Source organism: Gracilibacillus massiliensis (genome assembly GCF_001458115.1).
Lineage (GTDB): Bacteria > Bacillota > Bacilli > Bacillales > Amphibacillaceae > Gracilibacillus > Gracilibacillus massiliensis.
On the sequence record NZ_CZRP01000012.1, the window covers coordinates 163,382 to 182,513 of the forward strand.

At 36.7% G+C, this 19,132-nt stretch carries 19 protein-coding genes and 2 tRNA genes; 15 read left to right on the plus strand and 6 right to left on the minus strand.

The features are described 5' to 3' along the window. Positions 1 to 3: 3 nt before the first annotated feature. From pseG to BN3107_RS08435, 4 genes are all read left to right on the plus strand, one after another. Positions 4 to 1,071, plus strand: coding sequence for a UDP-2,4-diacetamido-2,4,6-trideoxy-beta-L-altropyranose hydrolase (pseG, locus tag BN3107_RS08420; RefSeq protein WP_058307196.1), 1,068 nt, complete (start codon positions 4 to 6; stop codon positions 1,069 to 1,071). Next, entirely contained in the window at positions 1,068 to 1,610 is a 543-nt protein-coding gene (gene pseH, locus BN3107_RS08425; RefSeq protein WP_058307197.1) for a UDP-4-amino-4,6-dideoxy-N-acetyl-beta-L-altrosamine N-acetyltransferase, read from the plus strand. The genes pseG and pseH overlap by 4 nt, the downstream gene beginning before the upstream one ends. Beyond that, positions 1,585 to 2,637, plus strand: coding sequence for a pseudaminic acid synthase (gene pseI / locus BN3107_RS08430; RefSeq protein WP_187371011.1), 1,053 nt, complete (start codon positions 1,585 to 1,587; stop codon positions 2,635 to 2,637). Before pseH ends, pseI begins: the two co-directional genes overlap by 26 nt. 127 nt (positions 2,638 to 2,764) lie before the next feature. Next, positions 2,765 to 2,959, plus strand: a complete 195-nt coding sequence (locus BN3107_RS08435) for a hypothetical protein (protein WP_058307198.1) — start codon at positions 2,765 to 2,767, stop codon at positions 2,957 to 2,959. On the opposite strand, the gene BN3107_RS08440 is transcribed toward BN3107_RS08435, so the two are convergent. Further along, positions 2,954 to 3,730, minus strand: coding sequence for an alpha/beta fold hydrolase (locus tag BN3107_RS08440; RefSeq protein WP_058307199.1), 777 nt, complete (start codon positions 3,728 to 3,730; stop codon positions 2,954 to 2,956). The two genes, BN3107_RS08435 and BN3107_RS08440, sit on opposite strands and share 6 nt — an antisense overlap. Before the next feature lie 39 nt (positions 3,731 to 3,769). Here BN3107_RS08440 and BN3107_RS19800 point away from each other — a divergent pair, with 39 nt between their 5' ends. The 11 genes from BN3107_RS19800 (at position 3,770) to BN3107_RS08490 (ending at position 10,605) form a co-directional block, all read left to right on the plus strand. Then, on the plus strand, positions 3,770 to 3,907 hold the full coding sequence (locus BN3107_RS19800) for a hypothetical protein (RefSeq protein WP_156416111.1): 138 nt from the start codon (positions 3,770 to 3,772) through the stop codon (positions 3,905 to 3,907). After that, positions 3,904 to 4,632 (plus strand): hypothetical protein, encoded by a 729-nt coding sequence (locus tag BN3107_RS08445; RefSeq protein WP_058307200.1) that lies wholly within the window; start codon positions 3,904 to 3,906, stop codon positions 4,630 to 4,632. Before BN3107_RS19800 ends, BN3107_RS08445 begins: the two co-directional genes overlap by 4 nt. 106 nt (positions 4,633 to 4,738) lie before the next feature. After that, on the plus strand, positions 4,739 to 5,200 hold the full coding sequence (locus BN3107_RS08450) for a MarR family winged helix-turn-helix transcriptional regulator (protein ID WP_058307939.1): 462 nt from the start codon (positions 4,739 to 4,741) through the stop codon (positions 5,198 to 5,200). Positions 5,201 to 5,213: 13 nt separating this feature from the next. Beyond that, positions 5,214 to 6,038: a glutamate racemase gene (racE, locus tag BN3107_RS08455; RefSeq protein ID WP_058307201.1), complete on the plus strand. Its 825-nt coding sequence runs from the start codon at positions 5,214 to 5,216 to the stop codon at positions 6,036 to 6,038. Positions 6,039 to 6,134: 96 nt separating this feature from the next. Further along, positions 6,135 to 7,262, plus strand: coding sequence for a GerMN domain-containing protein (locus BN3107_RS08460; protein WP_058307202.1), 1,128 nt, complete (start codon positions 6,135 to 6,137; stop codon positions 7,260 to 7,262). A gap of 113 nt (positions 7,263 to 7,375) precedes the next feature. Further along, entirely contained in the window at positions 7,376 to 8,110 is a 735-nt protein-coding gene (gene rph, locus BN3107_RS08465) for a ribonuclease PH (protein ID WP_058307203.1), read from the plus strand. Between the two features lie 24 nt (positions 8,111 to 8,134). Beyond that, entirely contained in the window at positions 8,135 to 8,728 is a 594-nt protein-coding gene (locus BN3107_RS08470; RefSeq protein ID WP_058307204.1) for an XTP/dITP diphosphatase, read from the plus strand. Positions 8,729 to 8,753: 25 nt separating this feature from the next. Continuing rightward, on the plus strand, positions 8,754 to 9,275 hold the full coding sequence (locus BN3107_RS08475; RefSeq protein ID WP_058307205.1) for a metallophosphoesterase: 522 nt from the start codon (positions 8,754 to 8,756) through the stop codon (positions 9,273 to 9,275). 337 nt (positions 9,276 to 9,612) lie between these two features. Beyond that, positions 9,613 to 9,686, plus strand: a tRNA-Gly gene (locus BN3107_RS08480). 1 nt (position 9,687) lies between these two features. After that, positions 9,688 to 9,761 (plus strand) — tRNA-Arg (locus tag BN3107_RS08485). 154 nt (positions 9,762 to 9,915) lie between these two features. Then, positions 9,916 to 10,605 carry an Ltp family lipoprotein gene (locus tag BN3107_RS08490; protein ID WP_058307206.1) on the plus strand — a complete coding sequence of 230 codons (690 nt, stop codon included), beginning with the start codon at positions 9,916 to 9,918 and terminating at the stop codon, positions 10,603 to 10,605. Positions 10,606 to 10,987: 382 nt separating this feature from the next. Here BN3107_RS08490 and BN3107_RS08495 read toward each other — a convergent pair whose 3' ends face one another. Genes BN3107_RS08495 through glgB form a run of 5 tightly spaced genes read right to left on the minus strand, consistent with a single transcriptional unit; the run spans position 10,988 to position 19,013 of the window. After that, positions 10,988 to 13,363, minus strand: coding sequence for a glycogen/starch/alpha-glucan phosphorylase (locus BN3107_RS08495; protein WP_058307940.1), 2,376 nt, complete (start codon positions 13,361 to 13,363; stop codon positions 10,988 to 10,990). 23 nt (positions 13,364 to 13,386) lie between these two features. Next, complete coding sequence (locus BN3107_RS08500) at positions 13,387 to 14,838, minus strand: glycogen synthase (RefSeq protein WP_058307207.1); 1,452 nt, start codon at positions 14,836 to 14,838, stop codon at positions 13,387 to 13,389. Between the two features lie 18 nt (positions 14,839 to 14,856). Beyond that, positions 14,857 to 15,960 carry a glucose-1-phosphate adenylyltransferase subunit GlgD gene (gene glgD / locus BN3107_RS08505; protein WP_058307208.1) on the minus strand — a complete coding sequence of 368 codons (1,104 nt, stop codon included), beginning with the start codon at positions 15,958 to 15,960 and terminating at the stop codon, positions 14,857 to 14,859. A 15-nt stretch (positions 15,961 to 15,975) separates the two neighbouring features. Then, the gene (locus BN3107_RS08510) at positions 15,976 to 17,112 is read right to left on the minus strand and encodes a glucose-1-phosphate adenylyltransferase (protein WP_148434697.1); all 1,137 of its coding nucleotides are present in this window, start codon (positions 17,110 to 17,112) and stop codon (positions 15,976 to 15,978) included. Continuing rightward, positions 17,109 to 19,013: a 1,4-alpha-glucan branching protein GlgB gene (glgB, locus tag BN3107_RS08515; protein ID WP_058307210.1), complete on the minus strand. Its 1,905-nt coding sequence runs from the start codon at positions 19,011 to 19,013 to the stop codon at positions 17,109 to 17,111. Before glgB ends, BN3107_RS08510 begins: the two co-directional genes overlap by 4 nt. Positions 19,014 to 19,132: the final 119 nt, after the last annotated feature.

Here is a 19,132-nt window from a genome sequence, read left to right on the forward strand (position 1 = left end):
AAGATGCGTATTGTATTTCGTGTGGATAGCTCTTATCAAATTGGAACAGGTCATGTGAGAAGATGTTTAGTATTAGCGGAGCAGTTGCGGAAGAGAGAAGCAGAAGTTACTTTTATTTGCCATAATTTCCCGGGCAATGTCAATCATTTTATTAAGGAAAGAGGTTTTTCATTAGTAGAGTTGTCTTATTTAGAAAATCAACCCAAAAAATGTATCCAAAAAAATTGGAAACTAGATGCATCCAATACTCTTGAATTAATTCGACAGTATTCTACTGTTGATTATTTAGTCGTTGATCATTATGGACTAGATGAGAAATGGGAAAAAAACGTTGCTTCTTATGTCCAGCACCTAATGATAATTGATGATTTAGCGAATCGAAATCATTATTGTGATACTTTAGTCGATCAAAACTTATTAGAAAACATGGAAAAGCGTTATGTGGACTTGGTCCCAGACAAAGCAACATTACTGTTAGGACCTAAATATCTGTTACTACGTGAAGAATTTAAACAGACCTTACCAATTGATAAATCAAATCAATATATTAGAAATATATTCGTATCATTCGGAGGAACAGACCCTACCAATGATACATACAAAACTTTAAAAGCCCTCATACAGCTTTCCAATCATCCTTTTACAATTAACACGATTATCAGCACAAACCATCCAGATTTTAAACAGATCCAAGCACTTGCCAATAACTATCCTTCCGTATGTATCCATACAGATACTAATCAAATGGCTTTACTAATGAAAAAAGCAGATTTAGCGATTGGGGCAGGAGGAACCACTACCTGGGAACGTTGTTATCTTCAACTACCTACACTAACGATAGAGACAGCACCCAATCAGCGAGATATTTTAAACCACCTAGATTCGATTGGTTTTCTTTTGAATTTAGGAGAGAGTAGCAACGTTTCAACAGACAAAATAAAAATCGCCGTACAATCCTTTTTGAATGATCCAAAGGAATGGAAGCACATGAAAAGAAGATTAAAATTATTTAGAACAAGAGTAGTCGATGAGGCTGTTGCCTGCTATATGGTGAAGGGAGAGTGTAAATGAGTAGCTTTCAACTAAGAGTGATTGAAGAACAGGATTTAGCACAAATTCTAAAATGGCGAAATAGTAAGCGAATTAAAGAATACATGTATACTGACAACGAAATTAGCTGGAAAGAACATTTTAAGTGGTATCAGAGAGTGAAGCAGGATCCCAGTAAAGAAGTGTTTATTTTTTTAAAAGTAGATCTACCGTTAGGTCTTGTTCAATTCTATGACATAAATGACCAGCATAATCGTTGCTATTGGGGCTTTTATATTGGGGAAGAAGCAGCTCCATCCGGTTCAGGGACCAAGATGGCAACATTAGCAATTAATCATATGATTGAATTAGGAATCAGAAAAATATGTGCGGAAGTCATTTCTACAAACTTACCCAGCTTACATTTTCATCAGAAGTTGGGTTTTCAAATCGAAGGAAGATTTAAGCGGCATATAAGTAAAGACAATAAACAATACGATGTGATCGCTTTGGCATTGTTTGATGACGAGTGGAAAGATAGAAAGGAGAGTTATAATGAAGGAAATTACAATCGGCCATAAGAAAATTGGAAAGGATTATCCCCCTTTTGTTATTGCAGAAATGTCTGGTAACCATAACCAATCTCTAGATCGGGCTTTAGAAATTGTTGAGGCAGCGGCAGAAGTTGGGGCAGATGCGTTGAAAATTCAAACATATACTGCAGACACGATGACGATTTCGTCAACGTCTGTGGATTTTGTTGTATCAGATGGCGACAGTCCATGGCATAACCAGTCACTGCATGATCTTTATCAACAAGCATATACGCCTTGGGCATGGCATCAAGCTATTTTTAATCGATGCCATGAGCTAGGCATGATTGGCTTTAGTTCTCCTTTTGATGCAACTGCTGTTGATTTCTTGGAAACATTAGATGTGCCCTGTTACAAGATTGCCTCTTTTGAATGTACCGATTTACCTTTGATAAAAAAAGTAGCAAGTACGAAGAAACCGATGATCATCTCAACGGGTATGTGCTCTGTTGCTGAGATTGATGAAACGGTTCAAACGGCTAAAAAAGCAGGCAGTGAGGACATCATTTTATTGAAATGCACAAGTACTTATCCGTCTACACCAGAGTATAGTCACCTCAACACGATACCGAACATGCAAGATACATTTCAATGTCAAGTAGGTTTATCTGACCATACTTTAGGTACTGGCGTTGCAATAGCTAGTGTCGCTCTCGGTGCAACAGTTATTGAAAAGCATTTGACATTATCGAGAAATGAAGGAGGAGTCGATGCTGGCTTTTCTTTAGAACCAACAGAATTAAAAAGACTTGTTATGGAGTCGATGCAAGCGTGGCAAGCAATGGGAAAAATACAATATGGTCCTACAGCTAAAGAAAACAACTCATTACGGTATCGTCGTTCCTTATATATTACAGAAGATATTAAAAAAGGAGATCAGCTGACGAAAGATAATCTTCGAGTTATCAGACCCGGATATGGTTTACCACCAAAATATTTTGATGTCCTTTTAGGGAAAAAGGTCAATCAAGATATAAAGAAAGGAACAGCTCTGACTTGGAATGTATTAGAATGATAAGGGCATTATCTTGTCGATAATAGAAATTCCAGGAAGAGTGTTCCTTCAAAAATTATACAAATTTTGGTATAATAATAGTTAGAAAATGATGGAATATACTGGTGATGGATCAAGGAGTGAGAGCATGAGCAAACGATGGGAAGAGAAAAAGAAAAAAACACGAAAATACAAAAAAAGTTCGTATGAATATACAAAATGGGATATGTTTTTTGATATGTTATTTTGGATACCGGAGCTGTTATTTTGGCCAATTCGTCTACTGATTCTTTTATTTAGAGCGATTGGGAAATTTTTAGGTGATATTTTTAGTTTCTCATAATTCTAATAATCCTTTTCTGGTTGTCCATTCTTTTATAATAGCATTACACTCATGAAAATATTTAGTAGGCACCTGGTGCTTTGAACGGTGAACATATGCTACGTCAACCTCTGATAGTTGATCACGAAAGTAGTATTGATAGTCGTGTACATATTTGTCATTCGCACCATAAATAAGTAATAGAGGCACTTTAATTAAATGTAAGGTGTTTTCAATAGAAAAATCTAATCCTAATTGATATTGTTGCATCAATAAGTAAGGGTTTGTTCGTTTTATTTCCGAATCCATCTTGACTGCTATTTTTTTATCGCGAAAGTGATTGAAAGAGAGTGCTTTCGCTAACAGTGGGATTGCCTTCTTTTTAGCTATCCAAATACCAAAGTGATATTCTATCCGTAAAAGGACGTTCTTTGGGGCATAGTAACCGCCGATTAACATCAGTCCTAACGATTTCTCTGGAAAAGTAATCGCGAATTGTTGTGCTATCAAGCCACCATTCGAATATCCACAAATGACAGCTTTTTGAATATCGTTCGCTTCCATAATTCTATTAACATCATAAACCAAGTCATCAAAGGTCATCGAGAGATCAGGACAAGTGCTTCGACAATCGCCTCTATTATCAAATGTTATAATTCGATAATTATTTTCTAATAATGTTTGGTAGTGGAAAGTCAGATGTCCCATTGCTGGTGGTGCAATAAAAATAATCGGAGTACCATTTCCAACAGCTTGATAGTAAATTTTCGGATCGTCCTTTGTATAAGGCATATTTGATGCTCCTTTGATTTGTATAGGAGGTAAAATATTTTGAGTTACATCGTAATACTAGGAGTTTTAGCAATAATCTTATTTTTATACTTTCGTGAACCATTCGTATTTTACTTGGATGAAAACAACAGTCTGATATTAAATCCGACTAAAAGTTTTGATGAGGCTAAAGTATGAAGTATATATTTACCAAATTAGCAGGCGCAGGTTTTTTGCTTTCCTGTTTGTCACTTTTCTTTATCTTAGGTACGGATGGAAATCTTTTTGATTACACAGAAACCTTTTCCGATTATCAATTGTTGTTTATTGTTTTTGTTTATAGTATCTTTTGCTCGATCTTAATAGACATAATCGTAATGAAATTGACTCGAATTGCTTACTATGTAAGAGTTCCTTTATACTTTCTTTTTGGCTTTATTCTTTTTCCAATTATCAGCTGGGATTGGTATGGTGTTTTTGCAGGTATTATTGGGACAGCGCTAGCAAATATTTATTTTTTGGCTACACTTATTGCGAAGAATAAAACTTGGTTTAGATATTTATTTGCTGTTTTGATTCCCATTGTTTTTTTGATAACTATAACAATTGATTTTACCGAAAAAGAAAATTGGGAGGAGAATAAGCAGCATAATTCTTATCAAGCATCATTTGATTATTTTGATGGAAAACATGAAATTCCTCTTGAGTTAAGAGAAGGAGATGTCGTTTATTTTTCAGTTAATACAGAAGAAATCGATGGTGGGCATGGATACCATGTGAAAAATAAATTTGGGAATTTTGTAGGTATGCATCCACATGGCGATCAATCGAGTATTAAAGCAGAGAAATCAGGAGAATATCGAATTATCATAAAAGGCCATCAAGCGAAAGGAAGTTTTTCTGTAGAATGGGAAATACAATAACATGGTTATAAGCGGGTGCACTAAGCTTTGCTATTCTTCTAACAACAATCTTTCACAAAAAAATGTTATAGTATAGGTATGTATTTTTGTGAAGGGACGTATTGATTTGGCTAATACAAAAGAATCAGAGCAAATAGCTGATATTGAAAAAGAATTACGATTTATTTCAGGAATTATAAAGCAAAAAGGAAGAGAAATCCTTAATAATTATCCTATTACGACTCCTCAATTCATTGCCTTACAATTTTTGCTGGAAGACGGCGATTTAACATTAGGAGAGTTATCCAAAAAAATTAATCTCGCTTTTAGTACGACCACAGATTTAGTCGACCGCATGGAAAAAAACGATATAGTCGAAAGGGTGAAAGATACAAAAGATCGACGTGTCGTGCGCATTCATTTGTTAGAAAAAGGTAAAGTCATCATTCGTGAAGTAATTAAGAAACGACAGCAATATTTGGGTGAAGTTCTAACGAATGTTAAAGAGGAAGACATGTCTGAGTTATCGAGATTATTACATCTAATGCACCATGAAATGAAACAAGCAAAAGAAAATGTAAAATTGTAAAGAGGCGATGAATGTGAGGCAACCAATAGGAGTAATTGATTCAGGAGTAGGAGGACTAACGGTAGCTAGTGAATTAGTACGGCAATTACCGAAGGAATCCATTATTTACTTAGGAGATACAAAACGATGTCCATATGGACCGCGACCAAAAGAGGAAGTCATTCAATATACTTGGGAAATGGTTGATTTCCTTTTAGCAAAAGATATAAAAATGTTAGTGGTCGCATGTAATACAGCAACGGCATTTACATTAGAGCAATTGCGTGAAGACTTATCCATTCCAGTTGTCGGTGTGATTCAACCAGGTGCTAGAGCCGCTATAACCAATTCGAGAACAGGTGAAATTGGGGTTCTGGGTACAGAAGGTACGATTAGTAGTAAAGCCTATGTTAATGCATTAAAACAAATTAATACTAATATTGAAGTAAGAGATTTACCTTGTCCCCGATTCGTTCCATTAGTTGAAAAAGGAATTGTTAGTGGGGAAGAGGCCTATCAAGTTGTCAGAGAAACATTACAACCATTAAAGCAGTTTTCTAAAATGGATACACTGATATTAGGATGTACACATTACCCAATGATTAGGCACTTAATTCAAGAAGTAATTGGGACTACGGTTACTGTGATTTCCTCTGGCGAAGAGACGGCTAGAGAAGTGAGTACAATATTAGGTTATCATAAGAAGCTTTATCGAGGTACAACCAAAGCCCAGCATCATTTTTATACAACTGGTGATGTAAAGGTCTTTCACGAGATTGCCTCACGATGGTTAGAACAAAAAGTAGACGCAGTCGATAAAATTGAATTAAATACAGTCAAAAGCCTGGGAAGAACTTGAGAGGAATGACATTCTCTTTAGTTCTTTTTTTTTTGGTCTATTTTGTTAAATAGCTCGTATACATAATAGTACAAACCATCGTAGGAGGTATCGGTGATGAAAATCGATTTAGCCAAAAAATATGTAGGAATTGTATTACTATGTTTACTATTGCTAGTTGGTTGTGGTGTTTTTGAGGGGGAACAGACATTAGATCAAATAGATGCACCGCCAGAAGATGCAGAGCTAACCGATGATTTAGAAAACATTCCAGAAGAATCAGAGGAAACAGATGAAGATCAAGCTGAAGAGGAAAGTGAAGAAGGCGAAGAAAGTGAAGAGCAAGATTCTGTAAGTTCAACAGATAGTGTCACCAGAACCTTATACTTATTAGATCAAAATGGTTTAGTTGTTCCACAACAAGTCCAACTACCTTCACCAGAATCAAAAGAGGTTGCCAAACAAGTACTTGAATACTTAGTACAAGATGGGCCAGTTACTTCGATGCTACCTAGTGGTTTTCAGGCTGTATTACCAGCTGGAACAGAAATTATTGATTTGAATTTAGAAGCAGACGGAACCTTAGTTGTCAATGTCTCCGATGATTTCAAAACCTATCAAGCAGAAGACGAACAGAAAATATTAGAATCGATGACACATACGTTAACAGAGTTCGAGAATGTTCAACGTGTGAAGTTATGGATAAATGGTGAAGAACAAAATGAAATGCCTGTAAATGGAACACCTATTTCAGAAGGATATTCTCGCGCAAATGGTATTAACGTTCACCAAGCTCAAGGTATTGACCTAATGGAAAGTAAAGCTACCACGCTTTACTTTCCAATGCAAGGTGATGAGATGGTTTATTTTGTTCCAATCACACAGCATGTAATGATGGAAGATAATAATCAGCATCAAGCGGTGGTACAAGCATTGATGGAAGGTCCTGCATTTGATTTACCGCTTCAGCATTTTATTAATACTGGTTCCCAGCTAGCGGCATCACCAGAATTTAATGATGGAGTACTATCTTTAACTTTTAATGAAAATATTTTAACGAACAGTGCTAAAAGCATGATAGCAGACGAAGTAATGCAATCGATCGTATTAACCTTAACAGAACAAGAAGATGTTGAAGCCGTTGAGGTAAATGTTGAAAATCATCAAGAAGTCATAAGTGAAAGTGGACAACCATATACAGAACCTGTCTCAAGAGAAATGGTTACACCGACAGAAAGTATTTAATCTTTTTAACGCCTCATACTAAGTATGGGGTGTTTTTCTTATTTAACATGTATGAGATCGGCATCTACTGAGAAAATATGTTAAGATAGAACAGAATGTTAGGAGGAAGTACGATGCGAGAAACAGGGAGAGAAATTGATCAATTAAGAAAAATTGATATCCAAACAAATTTCACAAAACATGCTGAAGGTTCTGTATTAATTACGGTTGGTGACACGAAAGTAATTTGTAATGCCAGTGTTGAAGATCGGGTTCCACCTTTTATGAGAGGATCAGGAAAAGGTTGGATTACTGCAGAATATTCGATGTTGCCTCGTGCAACAGAAACGAGAAATATTCGTGAATCGTCAAAAGGTAAAGTATCTGGACGAACAATGGAAATACAACGATTGATTGGCCGATCATTACGTGCAGTGGTTGACCTTGATGCAATCGGTGAAAGAACCGTATGGGTCGATTGTGATGTTATTCAAGCAGATGGTGGCACGAGAACTGCTTCCATTACAGGGGCCTTTGTAGCAGTTGTTCATGCACTAGGTAAACTATTAAAAGAAAAAAAAATAAAAACATTACCTATCACAGATTACTTAGCAGCCATTTCTGTTGGTGTCTTACCGGATGAAACAGAGATATTAGATTTGGAATATTCTGAGGATGCAAAAGCACACGTAGATATGAATGTTGTTATGACTGGTAAAGGCGAATTTGTCGAACTTCAAGGTACTGGTGAAGAAGCAACATTTACGACCGAACAGCTAACGAAAATGTTAGCTTTAGCTGAGAAAGGCATGAAAGAAATCTTTGAAATCCAAAAAGAAGCAATTTCACCTTATCAAGACAAATTTTGAACGATCCTAGGGGAGTTACTTTAAATGAAAGAGTTAATTATTGCTACAAAAAATAAAGGGAAAATGCAGGATTTTATCGGTTTATTCGAACCATTTGGTATCAAAGTTTATTCGCTGTTAGATCTGGATGAACCGGTAAAAGATATTGAAGAGACAGGCAATACGTTTGAAGAAAATGCAGCAATCAAAGCGGAGGCAGTATGTCGTATGTTCAATATCCCAGTCATTGCAGATGATTCAGGGATTGAAATTGACGCACTTAATGGTGCACCAGGGGTTTATTCCGCTCGGTATGCTGGAGAAGAAAAAGATGATCTAGCTAATCTTGAAAAAGTGTTATCTGAGTTAAAAGATGTTCCTCACGAGCAACGAACAGGTCGTTTTGTTTGTGTATTAGCTATCGCACAACCTGGTCAACAGACGATCTTTAAACGTGGTGAGTGCGAAGGAACGATTGGAGATCAAGCTATTGGTGAACACGGTTTTGGTTATGATCCGATTTTTTATCCTGTCGGTAGCAGCCGAACAATGGCTGAACTGACTCCGGAGGAAAAAAATCAAATAAGTCACCGAAAAGTCGCGTTAGATAAGATAGAAAATTGGGTAAAGCAGTTATAGAAGTCATACGCAAGGGGTGGAAGCAATGCCTAAAATATTAATACTTAGTGATAGTCACGGCTGGAGCCAGGAAGTGACAGAAATTAAAGAAAGACATCAAGCTGATGTGGATGCCATGATTCATTGTGGCGATTCAGAACTTGAATTTGATAGTGAACCTTTAGCTGGATTCGAGAAAGTGCAAGGAAATATGGATATGGATTTTCGATTTCCTGAAGAAGTTGATTTTGCGGTAGGTAAGCTACATTTTTTAGTTATCCATGGACATTTGCATCAAACAAAAGCAACGTTAATGCCTGCTTCCTATCGCGCAGAAGAATTAGGGGCTAACATTATCTGTTTTGGTCATTCGCATGTAGCTGGAGCGGAGAAGGTTAAAGATAAGTTATTTATTAATCCTGGAAGTATTCGTCAACCGAGAAGTGCACATCCAGGATCTTATGCAATAGTAACAGCTGATGAGCAATTGAAAGAAATTTCTGTCCATTTTTATACGAAAGCTGGTCAGGAAATTTCCAGTCTTGCTTATCAAACTTCATTAAGCTAATTTAGTCAGCAGAATTTATTTCTGCTGACTTTTAGTAAGTCCTTTTAAAAAAGAAGCTTGTATTTGTCTAAGGTTTAATAGTTCATTATAAATTTTGCATTTTCTGTTGACAGAAGCGATTAGAATTTATATAATGGTACTTGTCCGTTAACGAGATATAAGAAAAAATACATAAAAAACGCGGGTGTAGTTTAGTGGTAAAACCTCAGCCACGAGCAATACATCCACCGAGTAGCCATCGAGTTGTTCCGAAGCATTATGCTTCTTTGAAATAACTCTTAGATGCAGGAACATGTATTGCGTTAAAGAGTACGGAATGATTCATCTCATATATAATGCGGGTGTAGTTTAGTGGTAAAACCTCAGCCTTCCAAGCTGATGTCGAGGGTTCGATTCCCTTCACCCGCTCCATGTCCCAGTAGCTCAGCAGGATAGAGCAACAGCCTTCTAAGCTGTGGGTCGCAGGTTCGAATCCTGCCTGGGACGTTAGCCAAAGCCTTGCAACGATAATCGTTGTGAGGTTTTTTATTTGCTTGCTCCTCGTATAGAATTTCTACTTTGCATGATAATAATAAAGTGAAAAAAACTTTTACTATGAATAGGTCGACTGAATTGTTGAATTCAATAGGAGGTATTAATTTTGGCTAAAGAAAAAAAGTCTATCTTTAAACGTTGGTGGTTTTGGTTAATTGCTGTTGTTTTATTTATTGGTATTGTTGGAAACATGGGAGAAGAAGAAGCTGCAGAAGAGAAAAATGCCCAAGTAGAAGATACAAATATAGAAAATACAGAAGAGGATCAAGAGCAAGCTACTGAAGAACCATTTGACGATGAGGAAGAACCTGCTGAAGAAAGTGAACCAGTTGAAGATGATGTTCCTACTGAATACAGATCTGCCTTAAATTCTGCAGAGAGCTATTCAGATATGATGCATATGTCAAAAGCAGGGATTTATGATCAGTTGACAGCCGAAATGGGTGATCAATTCCCTGAAGATGCAGCTCAATACGCAATCGATAATATCGAAGCAGATTGGAACGAGAATGCGCTAAAATCAGCAGAAAATTATAGTGAGACGATGCATATGTCAAAAGCAAGTATATACGATCAATTAACATCGGAACATGGAGAACAATTCACAGATGAAGAGGCGCAATACGCAATCGATAATATCGAAGCAGACTGGAATGAAAATGCCTTACAATCAGCAAAAAATTACCAAGAAACAATGGATATGTCTAAAGAGGCAATTAGAGATCAATTAACATCAGATTATGGAGATCAATTTACACAAGAACAAGCAGATTATGCAGTTGAAAATTTAGAATAATACGTAAGAGCCTAGGAATAAAAATTTTTTATATGTGTAAAGACCTTAGTGTTAACATGAGAATTATGAAAGTATGATTCACGTTGATAATATTTCTCTGATGTAGTATTTAAAATGCTTAACGGGAATTCACTCACTCCTCACGGGAATTGACAGGAATTATACTATGCTTGACGGGAAAAGAGGATAATTCCCGTTAAGCGAAGCCTATTTCCCGTCTACAGAAGCACTATTCCCGTGAAGAAACCAAAAACCGGTGATAGGTGTACTCACCAAGATTACATTATGTTTATAAGTCCAAAATATCAACGATTAGTCTTCTCATCAGTAATTCTTCACAACTGCCACCTTAAAATATTGTTCACATTCGTACTTCATAAATTCATAACTTCCAAATCGAAGTCGCATATTCCCTAATAGTACGGTCACTAGAGAACTTACCAGAATGCGCAATATTTACAAGACTTTTGGATAACCACTTATTGCTATTTCGATAGGTCTGATCGACAAATTGATGGGTTTCTACATAATCATCAAAGTCTTTTAAGATAAAATAAGGGTCATTGCTTGATAGTAAGTGATAATAAATATCGTTGAATTCTTGGCCGAAAAAACCATCCCTGATTTGATGCATGATTTGTGTGAGACGTTCGTCCGTTTGATAGATTTCTGTCGCTTGGTAGTCACCATTACGATAGAATTCCTGCACCTGATCTGCAGTAAGTCCAAATAGAAAAATGTTCGATCTATTCACCAGATCTTTCATTTCAATATTTGCACCATCTAAAGTGCCGATCGTAAGGGCGCCATTCATCATCATTTTCATATTTCCTGTACCTGAAGCTTCTTTACCAGCTGTAGATATTTGTTCACTTAAATCTACTGCAGGAATTATTTTCTCTGCTAAGCTTACATTATAATTTTCAAGGAAAACCACTTTTAGTTTTCCTTTAATAGAAGGATCGTAATTAACTACGTCAGCTACGGTGTTAATTAATTTGATAACTTCTTTTGCAAAATAATAACTGGGTGCTGCTTTGGCTGCAAAAATAAACGTGCGAGGTGTGATATCTAATGAAGGGTTATCTTTTAATTCATTGTATAAATAAATGACATGAAAAATATTAAGAAGCTGCCGCTTATACTCATGCAGTCGTTTGATTTGGACATCGAAAATTGATTGATCATCCACCAAAATACCTGTTGATTGCTGGATGAATTTCGCTAATTCTATTTTGTTTTGACGTTTGATCTGGTTGAGTCGATCTAATAAAGGCTGGTCTTTAATATGCCTTACGAGATGTGTTAACTCTCTTGGACGATGAATCCAACTTGGGCTGATTGTTTCTGTGATAAGTTCAGAGAGTTGTGGATTCACCATTAATAACCAGCGACGATGGCTAATCCCATTGGTTTTATTGTTGAATCGTTTCGGGAACAGTTGATGAAACTCTTTCATCTCTTGCGTTTTTAGTATTTCCGTATGTAGCTTAGCGACACCATTCACACTAAAACTACTAATGATAGCAAGCCTAGCCATATGAACCTGATTGTCTGCAATCACAGCTAATTGTGGAATTGTATCTCTTAATTGCGGTTGATTGTACCAAATCCCCTGACAAAATCGTTCATTTATTTCATCAATAATCATATAGATGCGAGGTAAAAGGTTTTGTATCATGGCTACAGGCCACTTTTCTAATGCTTCACTCATAATCGTATGATTGGTATAAGCGAAAGTGTTAGTGGTTATTTCCCAAGCATCATCCCAACCAAAACCTTCTTCATCCATTAACAATCTCATCAATTCAGGAATGGCTAAACTTGGGTGGGTGTCATTGATTTGGATGACTGCTTTTTTAGGTAGGTGTTTTAGTGATTTTTTCATTTTTGATTTAAAGTGGGAGATAATATTTTTTAAGCTCGCTGCCACAAGAAAATACTGCTGTTTGATTCGAAGTATTTTACCTTCCTGACTAGAATCATCTGGGTAGAGAAAGCCTGATATTTGATCAATGGAATGATGATGCTCCAGTTGATGGAAATATTGATTGGATTCGTTTTGGTCTATTGTCGAAATGGGTTCAGCGCTCCATAGTCGCAATGTGTTGATCACTTGATTCTGATAACCGACAATCGGAATATCATAGGGGACCGCACGCACTTTGTCTGTATTGATGTAATGAAATACGAGATCACCATTGTTGTCACGATCCATTTGAACTGTTCCGCCAAATTCGAGTTCTACCGCTTCATCGTTCTTTTTAATTTCCCAAGGATAGGGGCTGTCGAGCCAATAATCAGGTAGTTCTGTTTGATAGCCATTGATAAGACGTTGTTCAAATAAACCATAACGATAACGAATACCATAGCCATGACCAGGGTAATTTAATGATGCCATCGAGTCCAAAAAGCAGGCTGCTAGTCTACCGAGTCCACCATTTCCAAGGCCTGGATCTCGTTCTTGTTTATATATTTCTTCAGGTATCAACCCGAGCTTGGTCAAAGCCTCATTACAAATATGCAACATGTTCTGATTTAACAAATTGTTTTTTAGTAAACCACCAATTAGAAATTCCATTGATAAATAATAAACTTGCTTTGGATTCTTTTTGTTATACTTTCGATTCGTTTTTTCCCACTGTCTATTAATTTCTAATTTTACAATCTCACAAAGCCCATTATAAATTTGTTCTTTTGAAGCTTCTTTAAAAGGATGCTGGCTTAACTCTTCGGTGGAATGAATGATCGCTTTCATCAGTGTATCAACAGACCATTGCTTCAATTCTGTTCACTCCTTTGTACAGTGGATTTAGTTTCTGCTAAGGAATGATAGAGCTCCGCGTATTGCAAAGCTGATTCCTGCCAACTAAAGTGACTATCATTCACATTTCGCATCAACGAATGCCATTTTTGTTCATTATGATAAATAGAAAGTGAATATTTTAATACATGTAATAGTTCATGGGCATTATAGTTGGAAAAACTGAATCCATTACCTTTTTGTGTATACTCATTAAAAGGAGTAACCGTATCTTTTAAACCGCCTGTTTCTCTTACAATTGGCACAGAACGATATTGTAGGGCAATCAGTTGTGCTAAGCCGCAAGGTTCAAATTGGGAAGGCATGACAAAAAAGTCGCTAGCGGCATATAGTTGCCTTGCTATCGCTTCATCAAATCCAAGATAACTGACCATTTTTCCTTTATGTCGTTCTTCTGCATGATAAAAAAAACGGTGGAATTCGTCATCCCCTGTACCTAATAAAACAAATTGAACATCTTCTTGTAAAAATTCATCTATTATAGCTTGAATTAAGTGGAGGCCTTTTTGTTCTACGAGCCGAGTAATCATGACATACATTGGAATTTCAGGATCTTCAGTCAATCCGAGTTTTTGTTGAAGTATTTCTTTGTTTTTCTGCTTTCCCGGCCCTGCATTTAGATAATTGGATGGTAAGTGAGGATCTAACAAAGGGCTGTACTCTTTGAGATCAATTCCATTAAGGATGCCAACGAAATCATCCTGCCTATCCGTAATCATCGAATGTAGTCCTTCAGCAAAAAAAGGTGTCTTTAATTCTTCGGCATAGGTTGGACTGACCGTGGTTACTTTATCCGCATGAAATATTCCCGCTTTCATGCAATTAAGCAGGCCGTTCCATTCCATCCCTCCAATATGTTCTGGTGGTGTGTTAAATAAATCCTGGTAGGCGTCTTTTTGCATAATCCCCTGATACTTAATATTATGGATCGTGAAGACGGTTTTTAAATCCAGAGTAGGAAGTGCAATTTTTGCAAATGCAGCTGCTAAACCAGCCTGCCAATCATGGGCATGCAAAATGTCAATTTCTAAATCCAGTTCGGTTATCGTATCGACGACAGCTTGACAAAAAAAGACGAATCGCTCGCCATCATCATCATAGCCATAAATACCATTTCTTGAAAAATAATAGTCATTTCCAATAAAGTAATAGGTAATATCTCGATAAATCAAGCGAAACAATGTAGTGTTATGCTTACGCCAACCTACTTCTACAGTAAATGAAGTGATTTTTTCGATCTGATCCATCCAATTATCTATCATATCCTTATAAAAAGGGAGAATTACGGAAACATCATATTTTTTGGTTTTCGTTAATGCTTGCGGCAATGAACCAATCACATCTGCAAGTCCTCCGGTTTTAACAAAAGGAGTACATTCGGAAGCAACAAATAAGATTTTATTCCCCATTAATACCTGATCACTCCTTTAAACGGTTCTATTTTTTGCGATAATAAATGGTTGTTCCTTCGCTCCCTTTAACAGCTGATCTTCGGTAATCGTAACATCCTTATCTAAAATGACATTTTCTAAATGTGCTCCATCTTCAATTCTGCAATGCTGAAGAATGATCGAATTTTTAATTTTTACGCGTTTACCGACCTTTACTCCGCGGAATAAAATGCTATTTTCAACTTCACCGTTAATAACACCACCTGTAGCAATTAAGGATTTGGATACGTCAGCAGAACCGTTATATTTGGTAGGTGCTTGATTTCCGATTTTTGTGTAAACACGGCCCCCTTCAGAGAAAAGTTGTTGATAATTTTCTGGTTCTAGTAAGGCCAAATTTTGTTGATAATAACTATCGATAGAGTTTACCACTGCACTATATCCTTGATAGGAGTAGGTGTGGATGTTAAGTCGGCTAAGGTTTGCGGTGATGCCATCAAGAAAAAAATTACTTTTGTAATTTGCAATACATTCTTCCATTAAGGCGTACAATAAGGATTTACGTATGACATAAATGCCAGAAAAAACATGAGGATTTTTCGTGTCATTTGTAATCGCTTTGACTTTTCCTTGCTCATCCACTTCTACTTTTAGGCATGCATCATGTTCTGGTAAGTGTGCATATTCAGTGGTAAGTAACGTGATATCTGCTTCCGTTTCAAGGTGAGCCTCAAACAGTTCCTGGTAATTCATATTGGAAATAAATTGACTGCCACTAATCAGTACATAATTCGACTTGCTTCGTTCAAAGTAATCCCAATTGTTGCAGAAATGTCGTAAATCTCCTTTCGATACATCGTTCGGATCATGCCATTGAGGTGGTAGAATAAATAATCCGCCGTGGCGTTTGTTCAATTCCCAATCCGCTCCAGAACCTAAATGATCCATTAACGAGCGGTATTTGTTTTTTGTGAAAATCGCTATCTCACTTATATTGGACTTTGTCATATTAGAGAGAGTAAAATCAATTAAACGATATCTGCCGGCAAAAGGTGTAGCTGCCCCACACCTAAAATAAGTTAATTCATTTAAAAAGTCGTGCTCATGTTCCAAGTTAATGAGTCCCATCATGGTTTCCATTTTTCGATCACCTCCTTACGAAATAGATTCGAGATTTTCATTCGATAGAACAATAGGGTCGGAACTAGATTTAGCGATAATTCGAGTATTGCTTGGAATCGTTACATTCTCTTGGACAATCACTCTTTCTAAAACGACATTTTCCCCGATTCGTGCACCAGGCAGAAGGATAGATTGTTTAATTACCGAGTTTTTAGCTACTTGAACATTTTCAAATAATACCGAATGGTCCAAAGACCCTGAGACAACACAGCCGTTGTTCACTAAGGAATGTCGAATAGTAGCCTGCTTATTGATAAGTTGTGGCGCAAAATTTGAGTCGTGGGAATAGATTCTCCAATTGTTATTAGGAGAGGAAAACGACAAATTTTCTTCCAAAAGATCCATGTGCGCCTCCCAATAACTTTGAATCGTTCCAACATCTTTCCAATAACCTTCAAAACGATAGGCGTAAAGAGAGAGATTATCCATGATCATAGCAGGTAGAATGTCCTGGCCAAAATCATGATTGGACTCCGAATCTCTTGTGTCAGCTTCTAAATAACTTTTTAAGATTTTCCAATTAAAGATATAAATCCCCATCGATGCTAGGTTATTTTTAGGATTGGTTGGCTTTTCTTCGAATTGGTTGATTTTAAGGTCATCGGATGTATTTAAAATGCCGAAACGTGAAGTATCTTCCCACGGTACTTCAAGAGCAGAAATGGTCACATCTGCATTTTTTTCCTTGTGGTATTTGAGCAATTTATCATAGTCCATATGATAAATATGATCCCCCGATAAAACCATCAGATATTCGGGATCATACCGTTCAATGAAATGAATATTTTTGGTAATGGAATCAGCAGTCCCAAGATACCAACTACCGCCATCATTGACGGTAAAGGGCGATAATATCGTGAGACCATCCTCCATCCGATCAAGGTCCCAAGGTTTTCCGACACCAATGTGTTTGTGGAGATCAAGGGGTGAATATTGTGTTAAGACACCAACTGTGTACATTCCTGAATTTAAACAGTTACTTAAAGTGAAATCAATAATACGGTATCTCCCGCCAAAAGGTACAGCAGGTTTTGCGAGATTTTTGGTAAGCAAGCCGAGACGTTTGCCTACGCCTCCAGCAAGAAGCATGGTTACACATTCTTTCTTCATTGCAATCCCTCCTTTTCTAGATTTTGTTCTTGCTTAAAAACGGATACAGCTAATGGTGGAATCGTTACTTTAATATGTTGTTTTTGATGATGCCATTCTTGTGAAATGGTTTCATGCAAAGTAGAATTTTGTTGATCAGATCCTCCAAAACAAGTTGCATCAGAGTTGAAAATTTCCTTATATGTTCCTACATAAGGCACTCCAATTTTGTACTCGTGATATACTTTTGGTGTGAAATTACAGATTATAAGTAAATCTTCTTTAGCATCAATGTTTTTACGAAGGAAGACTAAAATGCTTTGATCCTTGTTATCTGCATCTATCCATTGAAATCCATCTGGATTATGATCTAATTCGTATAAAGCGGGTTGATCAAGGTAAAATTGAAAAAGGGCTCTCGTATATTGAAATAACGAGTCATGCAATGGATAGTCGAATAAAAGCCAATCTAGTTGATGTTGATCTCGCCATTCAATATATTGACCAAACTCACCACCCATGAAGATAAGTTTTTTGCCAGGGTGCATGATCATGTAGCCAAATAGTAATCTTAAGTTAGCAAATTGTTGCCATTGATCTCCGGGCATTTTATTTAAAAGTGACTTTTTCCCATGAACAACTTCATCATGTGACAGTGGAAGAACAAAATTCTCACTATAGTTATACATCATTGAGAAAGTCAGTAAGTTGTGATGCCATTTTCGATAGACGGGATCATATTCCATATACGTAAGTAAATCGTTCATCCAACCCATATTCCACTTGAAATTAAAGCCAAGTCCGCCAATTGATGTAGGATGACTTATTTGAGGAAGATCTGAACTATCTTCCGCCATCATTAAGGCATGAGGGTGAATGTCAAATACGACTTCATTCAGTTTTTTCAAAAAAGCAATTGCTTCTAAATTTTGGTCGCCACCTAATCCATTTTTTAATTGTTCTTCGTTATCATCTCTATCAAAATTCAAGTACGTCATACTTGCAACAGCGTCAACTCTAAGTCCATCAATATGATACTCTTCCATCCAGTAGATCGCATTAGATATCAAAAAACTTTGAACTTCAGGTCGCCCAAAGTCAAACGTTAATGTACCCCAAGAACGTTTCTCAGCTTTTTTTGGATCACTATATTCATATAATGGTTCACCATCAAATTGCCGTAAACCTTGTTCATCTTTGCAAAAATGACCTGGAACCCAGTCCATGATCACCCCAATATGATGTTGATGACATTGGTCGATAAAAAATTTGAAATCAGTTGTAGTACCATATCGGCTAGTTGCTGCATAATAGCCGGTAATTTGGTACCCCCAGGATATGTCCAATGGATGCTCTGCAATCGGTAATAATTCTATGTGTGTTACGTTTAATTTTTTTACATACGGAATTAACTCATCGGCTAATTCCCTGTAAGAAAAGTAGCTTCCATCTTCCTTTGTTTTCCAGGAACCAAGATGTAGCTCGTAGATCAAGATTGGAGATTCGTAAGGATTGTAATTCTTTTTATTTGATTCCCATTTCTGATCGTTCCACATATACTGATCATAAGAAGGTGTCAAAGATGCTGTACGTGGCCGAAGTTCTGCCTGAACTGCATAGGGATCAGCTTTTAGAAATGCTGGTCCATTTTTCGGTGTAATTCGATATTTGTAAGCTGTATTTGCAGGGATATTAGAAAAATAGCCACTCCATAACCCATTTTGGTTGACTCGTTCTAATTGGTGATGTTTACCGGTCCAATTGTTAAAGTCACCAGCTATTTCGACACGAGCAGCATTAGGGGCCCATACCGTAAATTGATAGCCCGTTTTTCTGGTGTGACAACCGAGGAACTGATAGCTGTGATAATGTGTTCCTTGGTGGTAAAGGTAAATATCTAGATCACTTAGGTATTGTGTCATTTAAACTCCTTTCAACTTCAACAGCATATTCTAACTGTTATTACTATATGATAGGAAAAATTGTTATATTACTTAGAGACATGAGAATATCTTACATCTAGGTATCTTTTAAAAAGGAT

Coding starts and splice junctions, on each gene's coding strand:
- BN3107_RS08510 (WP_148434697.1), bottom strand. CDS start 17,112: ATGAAGAAAGAATGTGTAACCATGCTTCTTGCTGGAGGCGTAGGCAAA.
- pseH (WP_058307197.1), top strand. CDS start 1,068: ATGAGTAGCTTTCAACTAAGAGTGATTGAAGAACAGGATTTAGCACAA.
- BN3107_RS08470 (WP_058307204.1), top strand. CDS start 8,135: ATGAAAGAGTTAATTATTGCTACAAAAAATAAAGGGAAAATGCAGGAT.
- BN3107_RS08445 (WP_058307200.1), top strand. CDS start 3,904: ATGAAGTATATATTTACCAAATTAGCAGGCGCAGGTTTTTTGCTTTCC.
- BN3107_RS08495 (WP_058307940.1), bottom strand. CDS start 13,363: ATGAAAGCGATCATTCATTCCACCGAAGAGTTAAGCCAGCATCCTTTT.
- BN3107_RS08460 (WP_058307202.1), top strand. CDS start 6,135: ATGAAAATCGATTTAGCCAAAAAATATGTAGGAATTGTATTACTATGT.
- glgB (WP_058307210.1), bottom strand. CDS start 19,013: ATGACACAATACCTAAGTGATCTAGATATTTACCTTTACCACCAAGGA.
- BN3107_RS08440 (WP_058307199.1), bottom strand. CDS start 3,730: ATGCCTTATACAAAGGACGATCCGAAAATTTACTATCAAGCTGTTGGA.
- rph (WP_058307203.1), top strand. CDS start 7,376: ATGCGAGAAACAGGGAGAGAAATTGATCAATTAAGAAAAATTGATATC.
- pseG (WP_058307196.1), top strand. CDS start 4: ATGCGTATTGTATTTCGTGTGGATAGCTCTTATCAAATTGGAACAGGT.
- BN3107_RS08500 (WP_058307207.1), bottom strand. CDS start 14,838: ATGGGGAATAAAATCTTATTTGTTGCTTCCGAATGTACTCCTTTTGTT.
- BN3107_RS08435 (WP_058307198.1), top strand. CDS start 2,765: ATGAGCAAACGATGGGAAGAGAAAAAGAAAAAAACACGAAAATACAAA.
- BN3107_RS08475 (WP_058307205.1), top strand. CDS start 8,754: ATGCCTAAAATATTAATACTTAGTGATAGTCACGGCTGGAGCCAGGAA.
- glgD (WP_058307208.1), bottom strand. CDS start 15,960: ATGGAAACCATGATGGGACTCATTAACTTGGAACATGAGCACGACTTT.
- pseI (WP_187371011.1), top strand. CDS start 1,585: ATGAAGGAAATTACAATCGGCCATAAGAAAATTGGAAAGGATTATCCC.